The organism is Rhizobium sp. LjRoot98 (assembly GCF_964252935.1).
GTDB lineage: Bacteria > Pseudomonadota > Alphaproteobacteria > Rhizobiales > Rhizobiaceae > Pararhizobium.
The window spans coordinates 36812-53411 of sequence record NZ_CAXUPW020000005.1 but is presented as its reverse complement, the minus strand read 5'-3'; the positions used below and the strand labels follow the sequence as shown (position 1 = coordinate 53411).

Sequence of the window (16600 nt, the reverse complement as noted above, 5' to 3'; positions counted from 1 at the left end):
TCGATGATCGAACGCATCATCCTCGAACTTGGCCCCTGGTGCTGGTGGGTGCTGGGCCTCGTACTCCTGGCAGCTGAAGTCGTCGCGCCCGGCGTCTTTCTTGTCTGGATCGGCATAGCCGCCATTATCACCGGCGCCCTCTCGCTTCTGTTCTGGGAGGCCGGTTTCTGGGTCTGGCAGGCGCAACTGGTGTTTTTTGCCATTCTCTCGGTCGCGGCCGCCGTCATCGGCCGCCGGCTCCTTGCCCGTTCGGGCAATACATCGGACGAACCGCTGCTCAACCAGCGCGGCGCGCGTCTCATCGGCCGCACCGCCGTGCTGGAACAGCCGATTCTCGAAGGGCGCGGCCGGATCCGGCTCGACGCAACCACCTGGCCCATCAACGGACCGGACCTGCCGGCGGGTAGCCGCGTCAAGGTGACTGGCAGCAGCGGCAGCCACCTGATCGTCGAAAGCGCCTGAAATTAAAGCCGAATGCCATTTCGGAAAGGAATGGTTAACTACATCCGTTTACGGTTGCTCAACACTGGTAAACGGATTTCCGGGCATTCGGCAGATGACGCCATTCTACCCACGCACGAAGAGGACGAACCTCCCGCGCCCGGCAGCTGCTGCGGCCTGGTTGATGGCTGGCTGCGCGATGTTTTTGCCGCAAACTCTCTCCGCTCAGGCCCTTCTTCCCGCAACGGACGGCACGGCTGCAAGCAACACAACCACGCCGAATGCCGTAACGCTTCCTGGCGCCACGCCGGTGCAGGATGCAGCAATCACCACCGGCTCGATCAGCACCGATGCCGGCGAACCGCTGCTCAACGACCCGATGATCGATGAGGACATGGCCCGCACCAACCTGCGGGAAAATACCGTCGATGGCCTCCGGTCGCAGCTCGATATCGATCGCAACGATGCGCAGGGGATCCGCCTGGGTAGCTTCACCCTGAAGCCGACGCTTGGCCAGACCTACAATTTCGAGAGCAACAAGACCGGCGACTCGAAGGAAAACCGCAGCTATCTGGAGACCGGCCTGAAAGGCACGCTCACCTCGGACTGGTCCCGTCACCAGTTGACGGTCACTGGCGAAGGCACATGGCAGCGCAATGTTTCCGGCACCGGCGAGACCGAGCCGACGGCCGACATCGAAGCGGCCCTGCGGCTCGACCTGTCCGAGCAGACCACAGCGACGCTGAAGGCCGGTTACCATTTCGAGCGCGAGGATTCGTCCGATCCAAACGCCATCAGTAGGGCGACGAGCCAGTCCGACGTCAACCAGTATACACTCGGCGCCGGAATAGAACGCGATTTCGGTATCCTGCGGGGTTCCGCCAAGGTCGATTTCGATCGATACACCTATGGCGACGTGGAACTTGAGAACGGCAGCAGCCTGTCGCGCAAGGATCGAAACCGCAATGCGGGCGCTGTCACCGTACGGGTCGGTTACGAGCTTTCGCCCGCGCTTATTCCCTTCATCGAGGCATCGGCCGGCAAGTCGATTTACGACCTTCGCAAAGACATGCTCGGATACGAGAGATCCTATGACAGCTACGGTGCCCGCGCTGGTATCGAGGCCGATCTTGGCGAGAAGCTCAACGGCGAGATCGCGCTCGGTTATCAGACTTACAGGTTCGACGACAACCGGCTCGATGAGTTGAGGGGCTTCACCGTCGACGGCACGATCAACTGGTCACCGCAGCGCGGTACCAATATCGCCTATGGCGTCTCCACCGGTCTCGATCCATCGACGACCCCGGGGGAAAGCGGTGCCATGGTCTATACGCTGAGCAGCCGGGCAACCCACGAACTGCGCACCGCCCTCGTGGCGCGGCTATCCAACAGCCTGACCTTCCGCAATTTCCCCAGCGGCAATTCAGATGACGAAAAAGTCTGGCTGACGGGTGCCGGCCTTACCTGGGATCTCAACCGCTACCTCGCCCTGACCGGCGATGTCAGCTATGAGCACACGGATCGCGACAGCGGCCCTTCGACCAACATCGCTCGCGTCGGCGTCGGGCTGACGCTGCGCCGCTGATCCGGAAAGTGGTCAAACAAGAGCCCCCACTGACGGTTTCGTCAGCGGGGCTCTTTTTCTATCGGCTGGGCTTATTTCAGGCCCTGAAGCAAAGCCTTCAGCGGGCCTTCCACGCCCGGCCGGATGTCGCCGCGCGCCAGGGCAAACGCGACGTTGGCCAGGATGAAGCCCTCTTTCATGCCGCAGTCATAGGTGTTGCCGCGGAAATGATACCCGGCAAAATCCTGCGTCTGGGCAAGCTTCAGCATGCCATCGGTCAGCTGGATCTCGTTGCCGGCGCCGCGCTCCTGGGTGGCGAGGATCGAGAAGATTTCCGGCTGCAGGATATAGCGGCCGTTGATGAAGAAGTTCGACGGGGCCGTGCCCTGCGGTGGCTTTTCGACCATCTTGGTGATCTTGAACCCGTCGCCGACCTTTTCGCCCGCGCCGACGATCCCGTATTTATGGGTCTGGTCGGGGGCACATTCCTCGACGGCGATGACGTTGCCGCCGCTCTGCTCGTAAAGCTCGACCATGCCCTTGAGGCAGCCCTTTTCGGCCTGCATGATCATGTCGGGCAAAAGCAGCGCAAAGGGCTCGTCACCAACCAGTTCGCGCGCACACCAGACGGCATGGCCAAGACCGAGCGGCGATTGCTGGCGGGTAAAGCTGGTGCTGCCGGCAACCGGCAGAATGCCTTCAAGCAGCGTCAGTTCGGCCGTCTTGTTGCGTTCACGCAAGGTCTGTTCCAATTCGACCTGGATGTCGAAATAATCCTCGATCACATGCTTGCTGCGGCCGGTGACGAAGATCAGATGTTCGATGCCGGCGTTCAGCGCCTCGTCCACCACATACTGGATCACCGGCTTGTCGACGACAGTCAGCATTTCCTTGGGAACGGCTTTGGTCGCGGGCAGGAACCGGGTTCCAAGACCAGCGACGGGGAAAACGGCTTTACGAACTTTACGCTTGTCAGTCATTGACATCTCCAGGATCACGGCACTGTGATTTAAATCGGTTAGGGTTTGTATCAATAGGGAATAAACGTCAAATTGCTATTTTTTTGCAAAGGAAGACCTTACCACCCATTCATGGTAAAGAATTTGTTGACTTCATTTTCGTAAGATTCCGGTCCTGGCGGTTGCCTCCTGGGCCGGACAGCCCGAGAATGGAACCACATGTATGCAACCCATACATGAAGCTGGCTCTAAAACTGTAAATTTGCGCACCGCCGGTCAACCTCCTGATCGCAGCAGAGCGCCGACCAACGGAAACGACAGCTGATGACAAAGACCCGAAACACTCTTCTTCGCTGTGCTGCCGCCGCGTTCATGACCGCCGCAGCCCTGTTTTCCCCGTCGACAGCCTCGGCTGACGCGGGCTTCGAGACCTGGATCAACAGCTTCTATGCCACGGCAGCCAAGAGCGGCATCACCAAGGCAACCTACCGCCAGGCCTTTGCCGGCGTGAAGACACCCGATCCCGATGTGCTGCAAAAGGCTGCCTATCAGCCCGAGTTCAAGAGCAAGATCTGGGAATATATCGACAGCCGCGTCAATCCCTACACCCGCAAGGTTGGTCAGGAGATGTCGGTCAAGCATGGCCGTACGCTCGCCGCACTTGAGAAGCATTTCGGTGTCGACAGGAACGTGCTCTTGGCCATCTGGTCGATGGAATCCAATTATGGTGCCGTCCTGGAAAAGGACGATCGCCTGCATTACGTCCCACGCGCACTCGCCACTTTGGCCTATGCTGACCCGAAACGGTCCAAATATGCCAAGACGCAGCTGATCGCCGCTCTGAAGATCCTGCAGAATGGCGATGTGACCCCGCGTGAACTGAACGGTTCCTGGGCGGGCGCCATGGGCCACACGCAGTTCATTCCGACCAGCTACCTGCTCTACGCGATCGATGCCGACGGCAATGGCCACAAGGACATCTGGAACTCGGTGCCGGACGCCTTGGCGACGGCGGCCAACCTGTTGAAGAAGAATGGCTGGCAATCGGGGCAGACCTGGGGCTATGAAGTCGCGCCGCCGAGAAACGGCAGCCAGTATGCCGGCCAGACGAAAACGGTTGCCCAGTGGGCAGCCCTCGGGTTCACGCGCCCCAACGGCAAGGGCTTCCGCAACGGCGACACCCGGGCTGAGCTGAAAACGCCCGGCGGCGATGGTAGCCCCGGCTTCCTGATGACCAAGAATTTCTTCGTCATCAAGCGCTACAACGCGTCCGACTCCTATGCCCTGGGCGTCGGTCTTCTGGCCGACGAGATTGCCGGCTATGGCGGCATGCAGCAGGCCTGGAGCCGCCCGGATGGTTCGCTCGACATCAAGCAGAAGTTCGAGCTGCAGACCCGACTGAAGGAGCTCGGCTATTACGACGGTGAAGTCGATGGCAACTTCGGCTCCGGCTCGAAAGCCGCAATCCAGGCCTTCCAGAACCGCAATGGCCTCTCCCCCGACGGTGAGCCGACGCAGCACCTGCTGAAGGCCCTGCGGAAATAGGTGCGGCCGGGAGCATCAGACGCTCTCAATTGCGGCACAATGCGGATGCATGCTTCGCGCAACGCCTTTCGAAGGAGAGGCGTTGCGCATTTGTCTAGAGACACTTTCAACGTCAGTGCAGATCAGTACGGAACAGGTGCATGAGCGGCAGAAACAGCAGCAACGGCTTTCACCGGTTGTTCAACGGTCTGATCGTCGTTGCGATCGGCTTGACTGCATTCGTCATGGAACCACCACGCCCGGCGCAGGCGCAGGAGCGCCGTACCATTCTCGACATGCTGTTCGGGTTCGGCCGCCGCCAGCCGCCACCGGTTTATGACGACGCTCCGATCTACGAGCCGCGGCAGAGACAGCCACAACAGCAGCAACGCCCGAAGGCCAGAAAGACGCAGCAGAAAGCGAAACCGGCCCCGGTCGAACCCGCTCCTGTCGTCGTCGAAAAGCTGGAGACCGCCAAGAAAGTCCTCGTCGTCGGCGACTTCATGGCCGGCAGCCTCGGTGACGGATTGAAGACTGCCTTCGAGACAACCCCCGGCATCGTTATCGAAACCCGCGCCAACGGCTCATCGGGCCTCGTGCGTGAGGATTATTTCAACTGGCCGGAAAACCTGCCCGCCTACATCACTGAGACGAAGCCGGCGCTGATTATCATCAGCCTCGGTGCCAATGAGCGCCAGCAGATGGCGATCGGCAGCGAGAAGGAAAAGTTCCGGACTGACAGTTGGCTTGCCGAGTACACCCGCAGGACCGGCGCCTTCGCGGCCCTTGCCCGCAAGGACAAGACGCCGCTGCTCTGGGTTGGCATGCCGCCCTTCCAGTCGACATCGATGACGGCCGACATGGTGACGCTGAACGGTATCTTCCGCACGGAAACCGAGAAGGTGGGTGGCACGTTTGTCGATATCTGGGACGGGTTCGTCGATGAGGACGGCAAGTTCGTTATGACGGGCTCCGACATCAACGGCCAGCAGGTCCGCCTGCGCGGATCAGACGGCATCAACCTCACCAAGGCCGGCAAGCGCAAGCTTGCCTTCTACGTGGAGAAGGACATCCGCAAGCTGTTGGGCGATGCAGCTGCCTCGGCCCAGGACATTCCCGGCGCCGACGGCATGAAGGATCTGGTCGTGGCTGCCCCCACCGCCAACGAAGACATCATCCAGACCCAGCCGATCGGTCTTGACGATCCTGAACTTGACGGCAGCGCCACGCTGCTCGGCGGCGGCGCCACCCTGACCAGCAACGGCAAAAGCCCGCGCGACCGTCTCGTCGAAAAAGGCGAAGTCGCCGAAGCCCCCGTGGGCCGGGTGGATGATTTCCGGCTGTCAAAACCGGAAACGGTGATCAGCAATCCCGTCATTCGCAACTGATACCAGGGATCCTTCGGCAAACAGAGAAACCCCATCCTCCTTCCGCCAGGAGGATGGGGTCTTCAGCAGCCCGCATCTTGCGAATAAGGCTGCCAACCGAGGTCAGGCGGCCGCGAACGGCACTGCGATAAAGGTCTTCTGATCACCGCGCTCGATGAGCAACAGCACCGACTTGCGGCCGGTCTTCACCGCATTGGCGATCGCTGTCTTGACGTCACCGGCACTCACGACAGCCTTGTCGTTGACTGAAACGATGACATCGCCTGCCTGGATACCGGCCGCGGCAGCCGGCTTGTCCGGGTTGACCTTGGCAACGACGGCACCCGTGACATTGTCAGGCAGGTTCAGTTGCTGGCGGACATCCGGCGTCAGGTCGGCAAGCGCCACGCCGATGCTCGGCCCGGTCTGCACCTTGCTGTCATCCTTGGCGGCGGACGCCTGCTTCTGGTCGCCATCATTGCCACCGACAGTAACGCTGAGGTCGACGATCTTGCCATCACGCCAGACGGTCATGGCTTCCTTTGCACCCGGCGACAGATCGGCAACCAGCCGCGACAGATCGTGCGGCGACTTCACGGCCTCATTGCCGACCGTCATGACGATATCGCCCGTCTTCAGGCCCGCCTGTGCTGCGGGGGTACCCGCATTGACGGCAGCCACCAGAGCGCCTTCCGCCTTGGTCAGGCCAACGGCGTCGGCAACGTCTGCCGTTACCGGCTGGATCTGCACGCCGAGATAACCGTGATCGATCGATCCGCTCTTTTCGAGCTTGGCGACGATCTTCTGCGCCTGATCGGAGGGGATGGCGAAACCGACACCAACACTACCGCCATTCGGCGAGTAGATCGCGGTGTTGATGCCAACGACATTGCCTGAGTGATCGACAAGCGGGCCACCGGAATTACCGTGGTTGATCGGTGCGTCGATCTGGATGAAGTCGTCATAGGGGCCGCTGTGCAAATCGCGGCCACGGGCCGAAACGATACCGGCCGTCACTGTCGTGCCAATGCCAAACGGATTGCCGATTGCCAATATCTGGTCGCCCAGCTTCAGGGTATCGGAATCGCCCCAGGCGAGTGTGGCAAGCGGCTTACCGGCGGTGATCTTCAGCACGGCGAGGTCGGACTTCGGATCCGCGCCCAGAAGCTTGGCCGGCAGTTCCGTTCCGTCATCAAGCGTTACCTTGATGTCGATAGCGTTGTCGATGACATGATTGTTGGTGACGATGATGCCGTCGCTGCTGACGATAAAACCGGATCCGAGAGCCATGGCGCGTTCACCGTCCTGGTGTTGCGGCGCCTGTTTCGGCATCGGAATACCCTGCTGCTCGAAGAACTGGCGGAACTGCTCGTCCATCGGCGAATTGCTGCCGCTATCGCTCACGTCGGTCGCCTTCATCGTCGTGGTAATGGTCACGACCGCCGGCTTGTCGAGAGAAACGACATCCGCGAAAGATCCGTTGGTGGCGAGCGGCGCGATGGCAGGTGCGGACGCTGCCATTGCAGTTGTTGAATGGATGGTGAAGGGCAACGCCGCCGCGCCGACCAAGAAGGCGGCTCCGACCAGCGCTGCGGCACGGTGAGTCAGGAGAATGTTAGACATGACAAAGGGTCCCTTACGAACTCGTTGGGGTGCGGCGTCATGGTTCCCGGTCATGGGAACGCGGCGTCGGGTGATCGGCAGCGTTCTTTTCAAGAAGAAACTTCAGAAAACCGTCAGTATTGGCGGAAAATACTGAACTCCCAAGAATTACGCTTGAGATGAATATTATAGGCACTACGAATATTTACAAATTAAAGGTTTATTACCGTTTCATTGCAGCAAGTTAATGTTGCATCGATTCGCGCCGCCATCATTGAGCCCAATTTCCAGCAGTCGCAGAACGGCAAACGCCGCGCACCAGACGGCACGCGGCGTTCCAAACCGGTTTCACCCGCGACCGCGCTGGATCAGCGCGGCAGGGTCGTCGAGCCCATCAGGGCTTCATCGATCGCCCGAGCCGCCTGGCGGCCCTCGCGGATCGCCCAGACGACCAGTGATTGGCCACGGCGCACATCACCGGCTGCCCAGACCTTGTCGACCGAGGTCCGGTAGTCCTTGTCATTGGCAGTCACGAAGGAGCCGCCGCGCTTGTCCTTGCCGATAACCAGCTTGTCGCCCAGATCCTTCAGCACGCTGTCCTTGCCCGGGCCGCTGAAGCCGATGGCGATGAAGGCGAGATCGGCCTTGATGACAAACTCCGTACCGGCAATCGGCTTGCGGCGCTCATCGACCTGACAGCACTTGACGCCGGTCAGCACGCCGTCTTCGCCGACGAATTCAAGTGTCGCCACCTGGAACTCGCGCACGGCACCTTCGGCCTGCGATGACGAGGTGCGCATCTTGGTCGCCCAGAACGGCCAGACGGCCAGCTTGTCTTCCTTTTCCGGCGGCTGCGGCCGGATGTCGAGCTGGGTGACCTTGACGGCGCCCTGGCGGAAGGCGGTGCCAACGCAGTCGGAGGCCGTATCGCCACCGCCGACAACGACGATGTGCTTCGCGCCGGCCAAGATCGGGTCCGACGGCCAGCCGGCGCTGTCGATGTTTTCGCGGCCGACACGGCGGTTCTGCTGGACGAGATAGGGCATCGCGTCATGCACGCCAGTGAATTCGACGCCTGGAATACCGGCATCGCGCGGCGTTTCCGCACCGCCGCAATAGAGCACGGCATCGTGTTCGGCGATCAGGCTATCGACGGTGCGGTCGACACCAACGTTGACGCCGCAATGGAACGTCACGCCTTCGCCGCGCATCTGGTCAACGCGGCGGTCGATGAAGTTCTTCTCCATCTTGAAGTCCGGGATGCCGTAACGCAGCAGACCGCCGGGCTTGCTCTCGCGCTCGAACACGTGAACCTCATGACCAGCGCGGGCCAGCTGCTGAGCCGCTGCCATGCCGGCAGGGCCTGAACCGATGATCGCCACCTTCTTGCCGGTCTTTGTAAAAGCCGGTTGCGGCACGATGTAGCCCATTTCATAGGCCTTGTCGGCAATCGCCTGCTCGACGGTCTTGATCGCTACCGGCGCATCTTCAAGGTTCAGCGTGCAGGCTTCCTCGCAGGGCGCCGGGCAGATACGGCCGGTGAATTCCGGGAAATTGTTGGTCGAGTGCAGGTTGCGGATCGCCTCGTCCCAGTTGCCGGTATAGACCAGATCGTTCCAGTCAGGGATCTGGTTGTGCACCGGGCAGCCAGTCGGGCCGTGGCAATAGGGGATGCCACAGTCCATGCAGCGCGCCGCCTGTTTCTGCACTTCGGGTTCCGACATCGGGATTGTGAATTCGCGGAAATGCCGGATGCGATCCGATGCCGGCTGATACTTCGCCAGCTGCCGGTCGATTTCCATGAAGCCTGTAACCTTGCCCATCGTGAATTCCTGATATCTCTAATCCGAGTAGACGCTCGCTGTGAGCGCGCCAGATGCACCCCCGCGCCTTTCGGCCACCGGGGTGCGTTGTCACAGATCGGCGGTTATTCCGCCGCAATGCCCATCCGCATGCGCTCCATTTCCTCAAGCGCACGCCGGTATTCGATCGGCATGACCTTGCGGAATTTCGGCCGGAACTCGACCCAGTGATCGAGAATTTCCTTCGCACGGGGCGAGCCGGTGTAGTGCAGGTGATTGGAGATCAGCTGGTAAAGCCGCTCGTCGTCATGGCGCGTCATGTCGCCGGCGACATCGACCATGCCCTTGTGCATGAGGTCTCCGCCGTGATGATGCAGCTTCTCCAGCATGTCGTCTTCTTCCGGAACCGGCTCGAGTTCGACCATCGCCATGTTGCAGCGCATGGGGAAGTCTTCACTCTCGTCCAGGACATAGGCGACGCCGCCCGACATGCCGGCTGCAAAGTTGCGGCCGGTTTCGCCGAGCACCACGACAACACCGCCGGTCATGTATTCGCAGCCATGGTCGCCCACGCCTTCGACAACCGCGATGGCGCCGGAGTTGCGCACGGCGAAGCGTTCACCGGCAACACCGTTGAAGTAGCACTCGCCGGAGATCGCGCCGTAAAGCACGGTGTTGCCAACGATGATCGACTTGGCAGCGACGATCTTGGAATTTTCCGGCGGGCGCACGACGATGCGGCCACCCGAGAGCCCCTTGCCGACATAGTCGTTGCCGTCACCGATCAGCTCAAAGGTGATGCCGTTCGCCAGGAACGCGCCGAAGGATTGTCCAGCCGTACCGGTGAGCTTCACCGTGATCGTATCATCCTTCAGGCCCTTGTGACGGTAACGCTTGGCCACTTCACCGGAGAGCATCGCACCCGCCGAACGGTCGACGTTCTTGATATCGACTTCGATCGTCACCGGCGTCTTCGATTCCAGCGCAGGCTTTGCTTGCTCAATCAGCTTGCGGTCGAGAATGTCGTGGATCGGATGGTTCTGCTTTTCGGTCCAGTAGGTCTTTTCCTTCGGCGCATCGACCTTGTGGAAGATGCGGGAAAAGTCGAGCCCATTGGCCTTCCAGTGCGAGATCATCGCATCCTTCTCGAGCAGTTCGGAAAGTCCGATGACCTCGTCGAACTTGGCAAAGCCGAGCGACGCCAGGATTTCACGCACTTCCTCGGCCACGAAGAAGAAGTAGTTGACCACATGCTCGGGCGCACCCTTGAAGCGCTTGCGCAGGACCGGATCCTGCGTCGCCACGCCCACCGGACAGGTGTTGAGATGGCACTTGCGCATCATGATGCAACCGGCAGCAATCAGCGGCGCCGTCGAAAAGCCAAACTCGTCGGCACCGAGCAGCGCGCCGATGATGACGTCGCGGCCGGTCTTCAGGCCGCCATCGACCTGCAGCGCGATGCGCGAACGAAGACCGTTCAACACCAGGGTCTGATGGGTTTCGGCAAGACCGATTTCCCACGGAGATCCGGCATGCTTCAGCGATGTCAGCGGCGAAGCACCGGTGCCACCGTCATAGCCAGAGACGGTGATATGATCGGCGCGCGCCTTGGCGACACCGGCCGCAACCGTGCCGACACCGACCTCCGAGACCAGCTTGACGGAGATATCCGCTTCCGGGTTGACGTTCTTCAGGTCGTAGATCAGCTGCGCCAGATCTTCGATCGAATAGATGTCATGGTGCGGCGGCGGCGAAATCAATCCGACGCCCGGCGTCGAATGGCGGGTCTTGGCAACAGTCGCGTCCACCTTGTGGCCGGGCAGCTGGCCGCCCTCGCCGGGCTTGGCCCCCTGTGCCACCTTGATCTGCAACATGTCCGCGTTGACCAGATATTCGGTCGTCACGCCAAAGCGGCCGGAGGCGATCTGCTTGATCGCCGAACGTTCCGGATTGCGCGAGCCATCGTAGAGCGGCAGGTAACGGTCGGCTTCCTCGCCGCCCTCACCGGTGTTCGACTTGCCGCCGATGCTGTTCATGGCGACAGCCAGTGTCGTGTGGGCTTCACGCGAGATCGATCCGAACGACATGGCGCCGGTCGAGAACCGCTTGACGATATCGGCTGCCGGCTCGACTTCGTCGATTGAGATCGGCTTGCGGCCGATGGCGTCAGCGCCCTTGATCGAAAACAGGCCACGAATGGTGTTCATCCGCAGAGCCGCACCATTCACCATCTCGGCGAATTCGCGGTAACGGTCCTCGGCATTGCCGCGAACGGCATGCTGCAGTGAGGCAACAGCGTCCGGCGACCAGGCATGGCCTTCGCCGCGCATACGGTAGGCATATTCGCCACCGATATCGAGCGTGTTCTTCAGGAGCGGATCGGCACCGAAGGCTGCCTGATGGCGGTTGAACGTTTCCTTGGCGATCTCTTCAAGGCCGATGCCTTCGATCTGCGTTGCCGTACCGAAGAAATAGCGGTCGACCAGTTCGGAGCTCAAACCGATCGCGTCGAAGATCTGTCCGCCGCAATAGGACTGGTAGGTCGAGATGCCCATCTTGGACATGACCTTGAGGATGCCCTTGCCGACCGCCTTGATGTAGCGATAGACGACTTCGCTGCCATCGACTTCCTTCGGGAACTCACCGCGCTTGTGCATGTCGGTCAGCGTGTCGAAGGCGAGATAGGGGTTGATCGCCTCGGCACCATAGCCTGCCAGCAGGCAGAAATGGTGCACTTCGCGCGGCTCGCCGGTTTCAACGACGAGACCGACGGAGGTGCGAAGCCCCTTGCGGATCAGGTGGTGGTGCACAGCCGCCGTGGCCAAGAGTGCCGGGATCGCCATGCGGTCCGGGCCGATCTGACGATCGGAGAGCACGATGATGTTATAGCCGCCCTTGACGGCCGCTTCCGCCCGCTCGCACAGCCGGTCGAGAATTTCCGGCATGCCTTCGGCACCGCGCGTCACGTCATAGGTGAAGTCGAGCGTCTTGGTGTCGAACCGGTCTTCGGTGTGGCCGATCGAGCGGATCTTTTCGAGATCACCGTTGGTCAGGATCGGCTGGCGCACTTCCATCCGCTTGGCATGCGCCATGCCGGCATGGTCAAGCAGGTTCGGGCGCGGGCCGATGAACGAGACCAGGCTCATCACCAGCTCTTCGCGGATCGGGTCGATCGGCGGGTTGGTGACCTGCGCGAAGTTCTGCTTGAAATAGGTGTAGAGCAGCTTGGTCTTGTCCGACATTGCCGAGATCGGCGTGTCGGTTCCCATCGAGCCGATGGCTTCCTGGCCGGTCGTCGCCATCGGCGACATCAGGATTTTCGTGTCTTCCTGGGTGTAGCCGAACGCCTGCTGACGATCGAGCAGCGATACGTCGCGGCGCAGCGCCCGGGGCTCGACCGGCTTCAGGTCTTCCAGGATGAGCTGGGTGTTGTCCAGCCACTGGCGGTAGGGATGCTGGTTGGCAAGGGTCGACTTCAGCTCATCGTCGGAGATGATCCGGCCTTCCTCCATATCGATGAGCAGCATCTTGCCCGGCTGCAGACGCCACTTCTTGATGATGCTCTCTTCGTTGACCGGCAGTGTACCGGCTTCGGAGGCGAGGATGACGCGATCGTCGTCGGTCACGAGGTAGCGCGCCGGACGCAGGCCGTTGCGGTCGAGCGTCGCGCCGATCTGCTTGCCATCGGTAAAGCAGACGGCGGCGGGGCCATCCCATGGCTCCATCAGGGCGGCATGATATTCGTAGAATGCCTTGCGCTCGGGCGCCATCAGCTGGTTGCCGGCCCAGGCTTCCGGGATCAGCATCATGACGGCATGCGACAGCGGATAACCGCCCTGCACGAGGAATTCGAGCGCGTTATCGAAACAGGCGGTATCCGACTGGCCCTCATAGGAAATCGGCCAGAGCTTGGAGATATCGTCCCCGAACAGCGGCGAGGAGACCGACGCCTGACGCGCCGCCATCCAGTTGACGTTGGCGCGCAGCGTGTTGATTTCGCCGTTATGGGCGACCATGCGGTAGGGATGCGCCAGCTTCCACGATGGGAAGGTGTTGGTCGAGAACCGCTGGTGCACGAGGGCGACAGCCGATTCAAAGCGCGGATCGGCGAGGTCCTTGAAATAGGCCGCGACCTGATAGGCAAGGAACATGCCCTTGTAGACAATGGTCTTGGTCGACAGCGACACCGGATAGAAACCGGTCTCCGCACCTTCGAATGCATCATAGATGCGGTTGGAAATCACCTTGCGCAGGGTAAACAGGCGGCGCTCGAATTCAGCATTGGTCGCAGCATCGCGGCCAGCGCCGATGAACACCTGAACATGATACGGCTCGGTCGCGGCGATATCGGGAGCCTTGGACAGTGAAGCATTGTCGACCGGCACTTCGCGGAAGCCGAGCAGCGTCTGGCCTTCTTCAGCCACGACCTCGGAGATCACCTGCTTGAAATGGGCGATCTGCGCTTCGTCCTGCGGCATGAACAGGTAGCCGACGGCATATTCTCCGGCCTTCGGCAGAATGACGCCCTGCAAGGCCATTTCCTCACGGAAGAAACGGTCGGGGATCTGCACCAGAATGCCTGCGCCATCGCCCATCAGCGGATCGGCGCCGACAGCGCCGCGATGCGTCAGGTTTTCCAGGATGAACAGGCCATCCTTGACGATCTGGTGGGACTTCTTGCCCTTCATATGGGCGACAAAGCCGACGCCGCAGGCGTCATGCTCGTTGCTTGGATCATAAAGACCCTGTTTTTTCGGCAGGCCCGGAAATGCGGTTGTTTTCTCAACCGTCGCCGCTTGGCGCACAGTGTTGAGACCAGTTACGGTGGATGGCGTAAAGTCCGTCATCGTCTTCCCTCCTGTTAACCCGGCATGGCCGGATATTTCCGCAGTCCAGGCAGGCTTTTGCGGGCAAGAGTCCCGTCGAGGCCGGCACCGGCATTATCGTTGCATGATCCTGATGCGGTCGCAAATGAACCATCGATGGCATCAGGCACAGAGTGCTCACGACCATCGAGACTGTCCCGCCGGCCCGGACGACAGAGCGTCCGGCGCGGTCTACAATCGTCAGCCGGCAACCGCATCAGGCGGGCTTTCCGGCGTCTTTCCGGTCTTGAGACCGAAATAGGACAGTCATACTGTCCTATTTCATAGGCTCTATGCCAGAAAGCCCCCTCTTCCGCAAGACCACTAATGCAAAATATTCGACCGAATTTTGCCGAACATTGCGGTTAATTTCGTCTTTTTGTAATTTTCTTTCGACAACTCCTCATTTTCTTCAATTTGGTTTCAAACTGGTCTGACATTGTCCCTATCTCGCTTCGAACGGATTGATTGCCGCCACAGCATCCTTATGGTCACTCCGGACCAATCAATTCGGGGCATTTCCCCCGAAATAGCAGGATCACATCATGATTTTCTCTTCCGACAACTGGGCGGGCGCCCATCCCGTGATTGCCGAAAGCCTCGTCAAGGCGGCCGGTGGCTTTGCCTCCGCCTACGGCACCAGCGAACTCGACAAACGTGTGGAAAAGAAGCTCTCCGATGTGTTTGAGCGCGACGTCGCGGTGTTCTTCGTCGCCACCGGCACCGCCGCCAATTCCCTGGCGCTGGCCAGTACCAATCGCCCGGGCGGCCACGTGCTCTGCCACCGTGAAGCGCATGTGAACGCCGACGAATGCGGCGCGCCGGAATTCTTCTCGCACGGCGCCAAGCTCGCCCCGGTCGATGGCCCCATGGGCAAGATGGATCCGGCCCGTCTGGAAAAGGAAATCCAGCGCACCCGTGGCGGCGGTGTCCATGGCGGCCAGCCGATGGCCATCACCATGACGCAGGCGACCGAAGCTGGGACCGCCTATACCCTCGACGAAATCGATGCGATCGCTGCCATCGCCAAGTCTGCAAAGCTCCCCTTGCATATGGATGGCGCCCGTTTTGCCAACGCGCTTGTGACACTCGGCACAACACCGGCCGAAATGACCTGGAAACGCGGCATCGACCTGCTCTCCTTCGGCGGCACCAAGAACGGTTGCTGGTGCGCCGAGGCGCTGATCCTGTTCGATACGTCGAAGGCCGAAGAAATGGGCTACTTGCGCAAGCGCTCCGCCCAGCTTTTCTCGAAGTCCCGCTTCATTGCCGCCCAGTTCGATGCCTATCTCGAAGGTGATCTCTGGCTCGATCTCGCCCGCCATGCCAACAGCATGGCAGACCGGCTTGCCGCGGGCATCGAACGGTCGAACAGCGCCCACCTTGCCTGGCCGACCGGCTCCAATGAGCTTTTCGTCGTCCTGAAAAAAGAGGTTGCCGCAAAACTTCAGGCAGACGGCGCCGTCTTCTATGACTGGCCTGTGCCTCATGCGCTGGCGGATTCCGTTTCAGAAGACGAAGGCCTCTACCGCCTGGTCGCCAGCTTCGCGACCACACCGGAGAATGTCGACCAGTTCCTGAAAGCCCTCTGATCAGAGCGTTGATTTCCCTGTCGCGGCTGCGGCCTGCGGGCCGCCGACCGTAGTCAGGATCTCGCCGGACAGGGCCTCCACCAGTGCCCTGTCCGCGCCACGCCGCGCCACCAGCACGAATTCCACATCCTCAAGCCGCGGCAGCCGATCCGAGGTGATTTCCCGCAAGCCCGCCGGTGCCATGCTGCGTGGCTGCACCAGAACGCCCATGCCTGCACGCGCCGCAGCCGTCAGACCGCTGAGACTGCCGCAGGTGCAGACGATCCGCCACGGCACACTCGCCCGCTCAAGCGCTTCCAACGCCACGCTGCGGGTAATGCTCGGCGGCGGAAAGGCGATTAGAGGCAAGACATCACCGCGCATCACCCGTTCGGGATCACGCGCCAGCCAGACCAGCGGCTCGCGGTAAACCAGCTGGCCCCGCGCATCGCCGATCCGCCGTTTGGCCAGCACCAGATCGAGCGCGCCCTCATCCTGCATCTGGTAAAGCGTGCCGCTCAAGGCGACGGTCAGCTCGAGATCGACCGAAGCATGCGCCCGGGTAAAATCCTCGAGCACCGCCGGAAGGCGGCTCATGACAAAATCTTCCGACACGCCAAGATGCAGCCGCCCATGCAGGCTGCGCTCGGCAAACAGCGACTTCACCTGCCCATCCAGCGACAGCATGGCGCGGGCCGGCCCCAGTAGCGCTTCACCATCCGCCGTCAGCGACACCCGATGCGTATCGCGCTCGACCAGCTTGCGGCCAAGATCGGCTTCCAGCCGGCGGATATGCTGGCTGACCGTCGATTGCCCGAGCCCCAGCCGCTCGGCCGCAAGCGTAAAACTCGCCATCTGCTCGACGGCGAGAAAACTGCGAAGCTGCACCAGATCCAGCATTGATC

Annotated in this window: 11 protein-coding genes; 6 read left to right on the top strand and 5 right to left on the bottom strand. The window is 61.0% G+C overall.

Going from position 1 to position 16600, the window contains the following annotated elements:
• Positions 1 to 3 precede the first annotated feature (3 nt).
• Together ACSQ3J_RS17060 and ACSQ3J_RS17055 are read left to right on the top strand one after the other, a co-directional pair.
• On the top strand, positions 4 to 462 hold the full coding sequence (locus ACSQ3J_RS17060) for an NfeD family protein (protein ID WP_060506543.1): 459 nt from the start codon (positions 4 to 6) through the stop codon (positions 460 to 462).
• A 94-nt stretch (positions 463 to 556) separates the two neighbouring features.
• Entirely contained in the window at positions 557 to 2026 is a 1470-nt protein-coding gene (locus ACSQ3J_RS17055) for an outer membrane beta-barrel protein (protein ID WP_060506544.1), read from the top strand.
• 71 nt (positions 2027 to 2097) lie between these two features.
• On the opposite strand, the gene galU is transcribed toward ACSQ3J_RS17055, so the two are convergent.
• Positions 2098 to 2985: a UTP--glucose-1-phosphate uridylyltransferase GalU gene (galU, locus tag ACSQ3J_RS17050; RefSeq protein ID WP_060506545.1), complete on the bottom strand. Its 888-nt coding sequence runs from the start codon at positions 2983 to 2985 to the stop codon at positions 2098 to 2100.
• Positions 2986 to 3288: 303 nt separating this feature from the next.
• Here galU and ACSQ3J_RS17045 point away from each other — a divergent pair, with 303 nt between their 5' ends.
• Positions 3289 to 4509, top strand: a complete 1221-nt coding sequence (locus ACSQ3J_RS17045) for a lytic murein transglycosylase (RefSeq protein WP_436039632.1) — start codon at positions 3289 to 3291, stop codon at positions 4507 to 4509.
• A 140-nt stretch (positions 4510 to 4649) separates the two neighbouring features.
• Complete coding sequence (locus ACSQ3J_RS17040) at positions 4650 to 5876, top strand: SGNH/GDSL hydrolase family protein (protein WP_060506547.1); 1227 nt, start codon at positions 4650 to 4652, stop codon at positions 5874 to 5876.
• Positions 5877 to 5978: 102 nt separating this feature from the next.
• On the opposite strand, the gene ACSQ3J_RS17035 is transcribed toward ACSQ3J_RS17040, so the two are convergent.
• Positions 5979 to 7478, bottom strand: a complete 1500-nt coding sequence (locus ACSQ3J_RS17035; RefSeq protein WP_060506548.1) for a DegQ family serine endoprotease — start codon at positions 7476 to 7478, stop codon at positions 5979 to 5981.
• Between ACSQ3J_RS17035 and ACSQ3J_RS17030 the strand changes: the two genes are divergently transcribed.
• Positions 7477 to 7614 carry a hypothetical protein gene (locus ACSQ3J_RS17030; protein WP_156393909.1) on the top strand — a complete coding sequence of 46 codons (138 nt, stop codon included), beginning with the start codon at positions 7477 to 7479 and terminating at the stop codon, positions 7612 to 7614. The two genes, ACSQ3J_RS17035 and ACSQ3J_RS17030, sit on opposite strands and share 2 nt — an antisense overlap.
• A gap of 211 nt (positions 7615 to 7825) precedes the next feature.
• Here ACSQ3J_RS17030 and ACSQ3J_RS17025 read toward each other — a convergent pair whose 3' ends face one another.
• Together ACSQ3J_RS17025 and gltB are read right to left on the bottom strand one after the other, a co-directional pair.
• A complete protein-coding gene (locus ACSQ3J_RS17025; protein ID WP_060506549.1) occupies positions 7826 to 9280 on the bottom strand; it encodes a glutamate synthase subunit beta in 1455 nt (484 codons plus the stop codon).
• Between the two features lie 104 nt (positions 9281 to 9384).
• Entirely contained in the window at positions 9385 to 14106 is a 4722-nt protein-coding gene (gltB, locus tag ACSQ3J_RS17020; RefSeq protein ID WP_060506550.1) for a glutamate synthase large subunit, read from the bottom strand.
• A 563-nt stretch (positions 14107 to 14669) separates the two neighbouring features.
• On the opposite strand from gltB, the gene ACSQ3J_RS17015 reads away from it, so the two are divergent.
• A complete protein-coding gene (locus tag ACSQ3J_RS17015; RefSeq protein WP_060506551.1) occupies positions 14670 to 15716 on the top strand; it encodes a threonine aldolase family protein in 1047 nt (348 codons plus the stop codon).
• Here ACSQ3J_RS17015 and ACSQ3J_RS17010 read toward each other — a convergent pair whose 3' ends face one another.
• Complete coding sequence (locus ACSQ3J_RS17010) at positions 15717 to 16595, bottom strand: LysR substrate-binding domain-containing protein (RefSeq protein WP_060506552.1); 879 nt, start codon at positions 16593 to 16595, stop codon at positions 15717 to 15719. It lies immediately after the preceding gene.
• Positions 16596 to 16600: the final 5 nt, after the last annotated feature.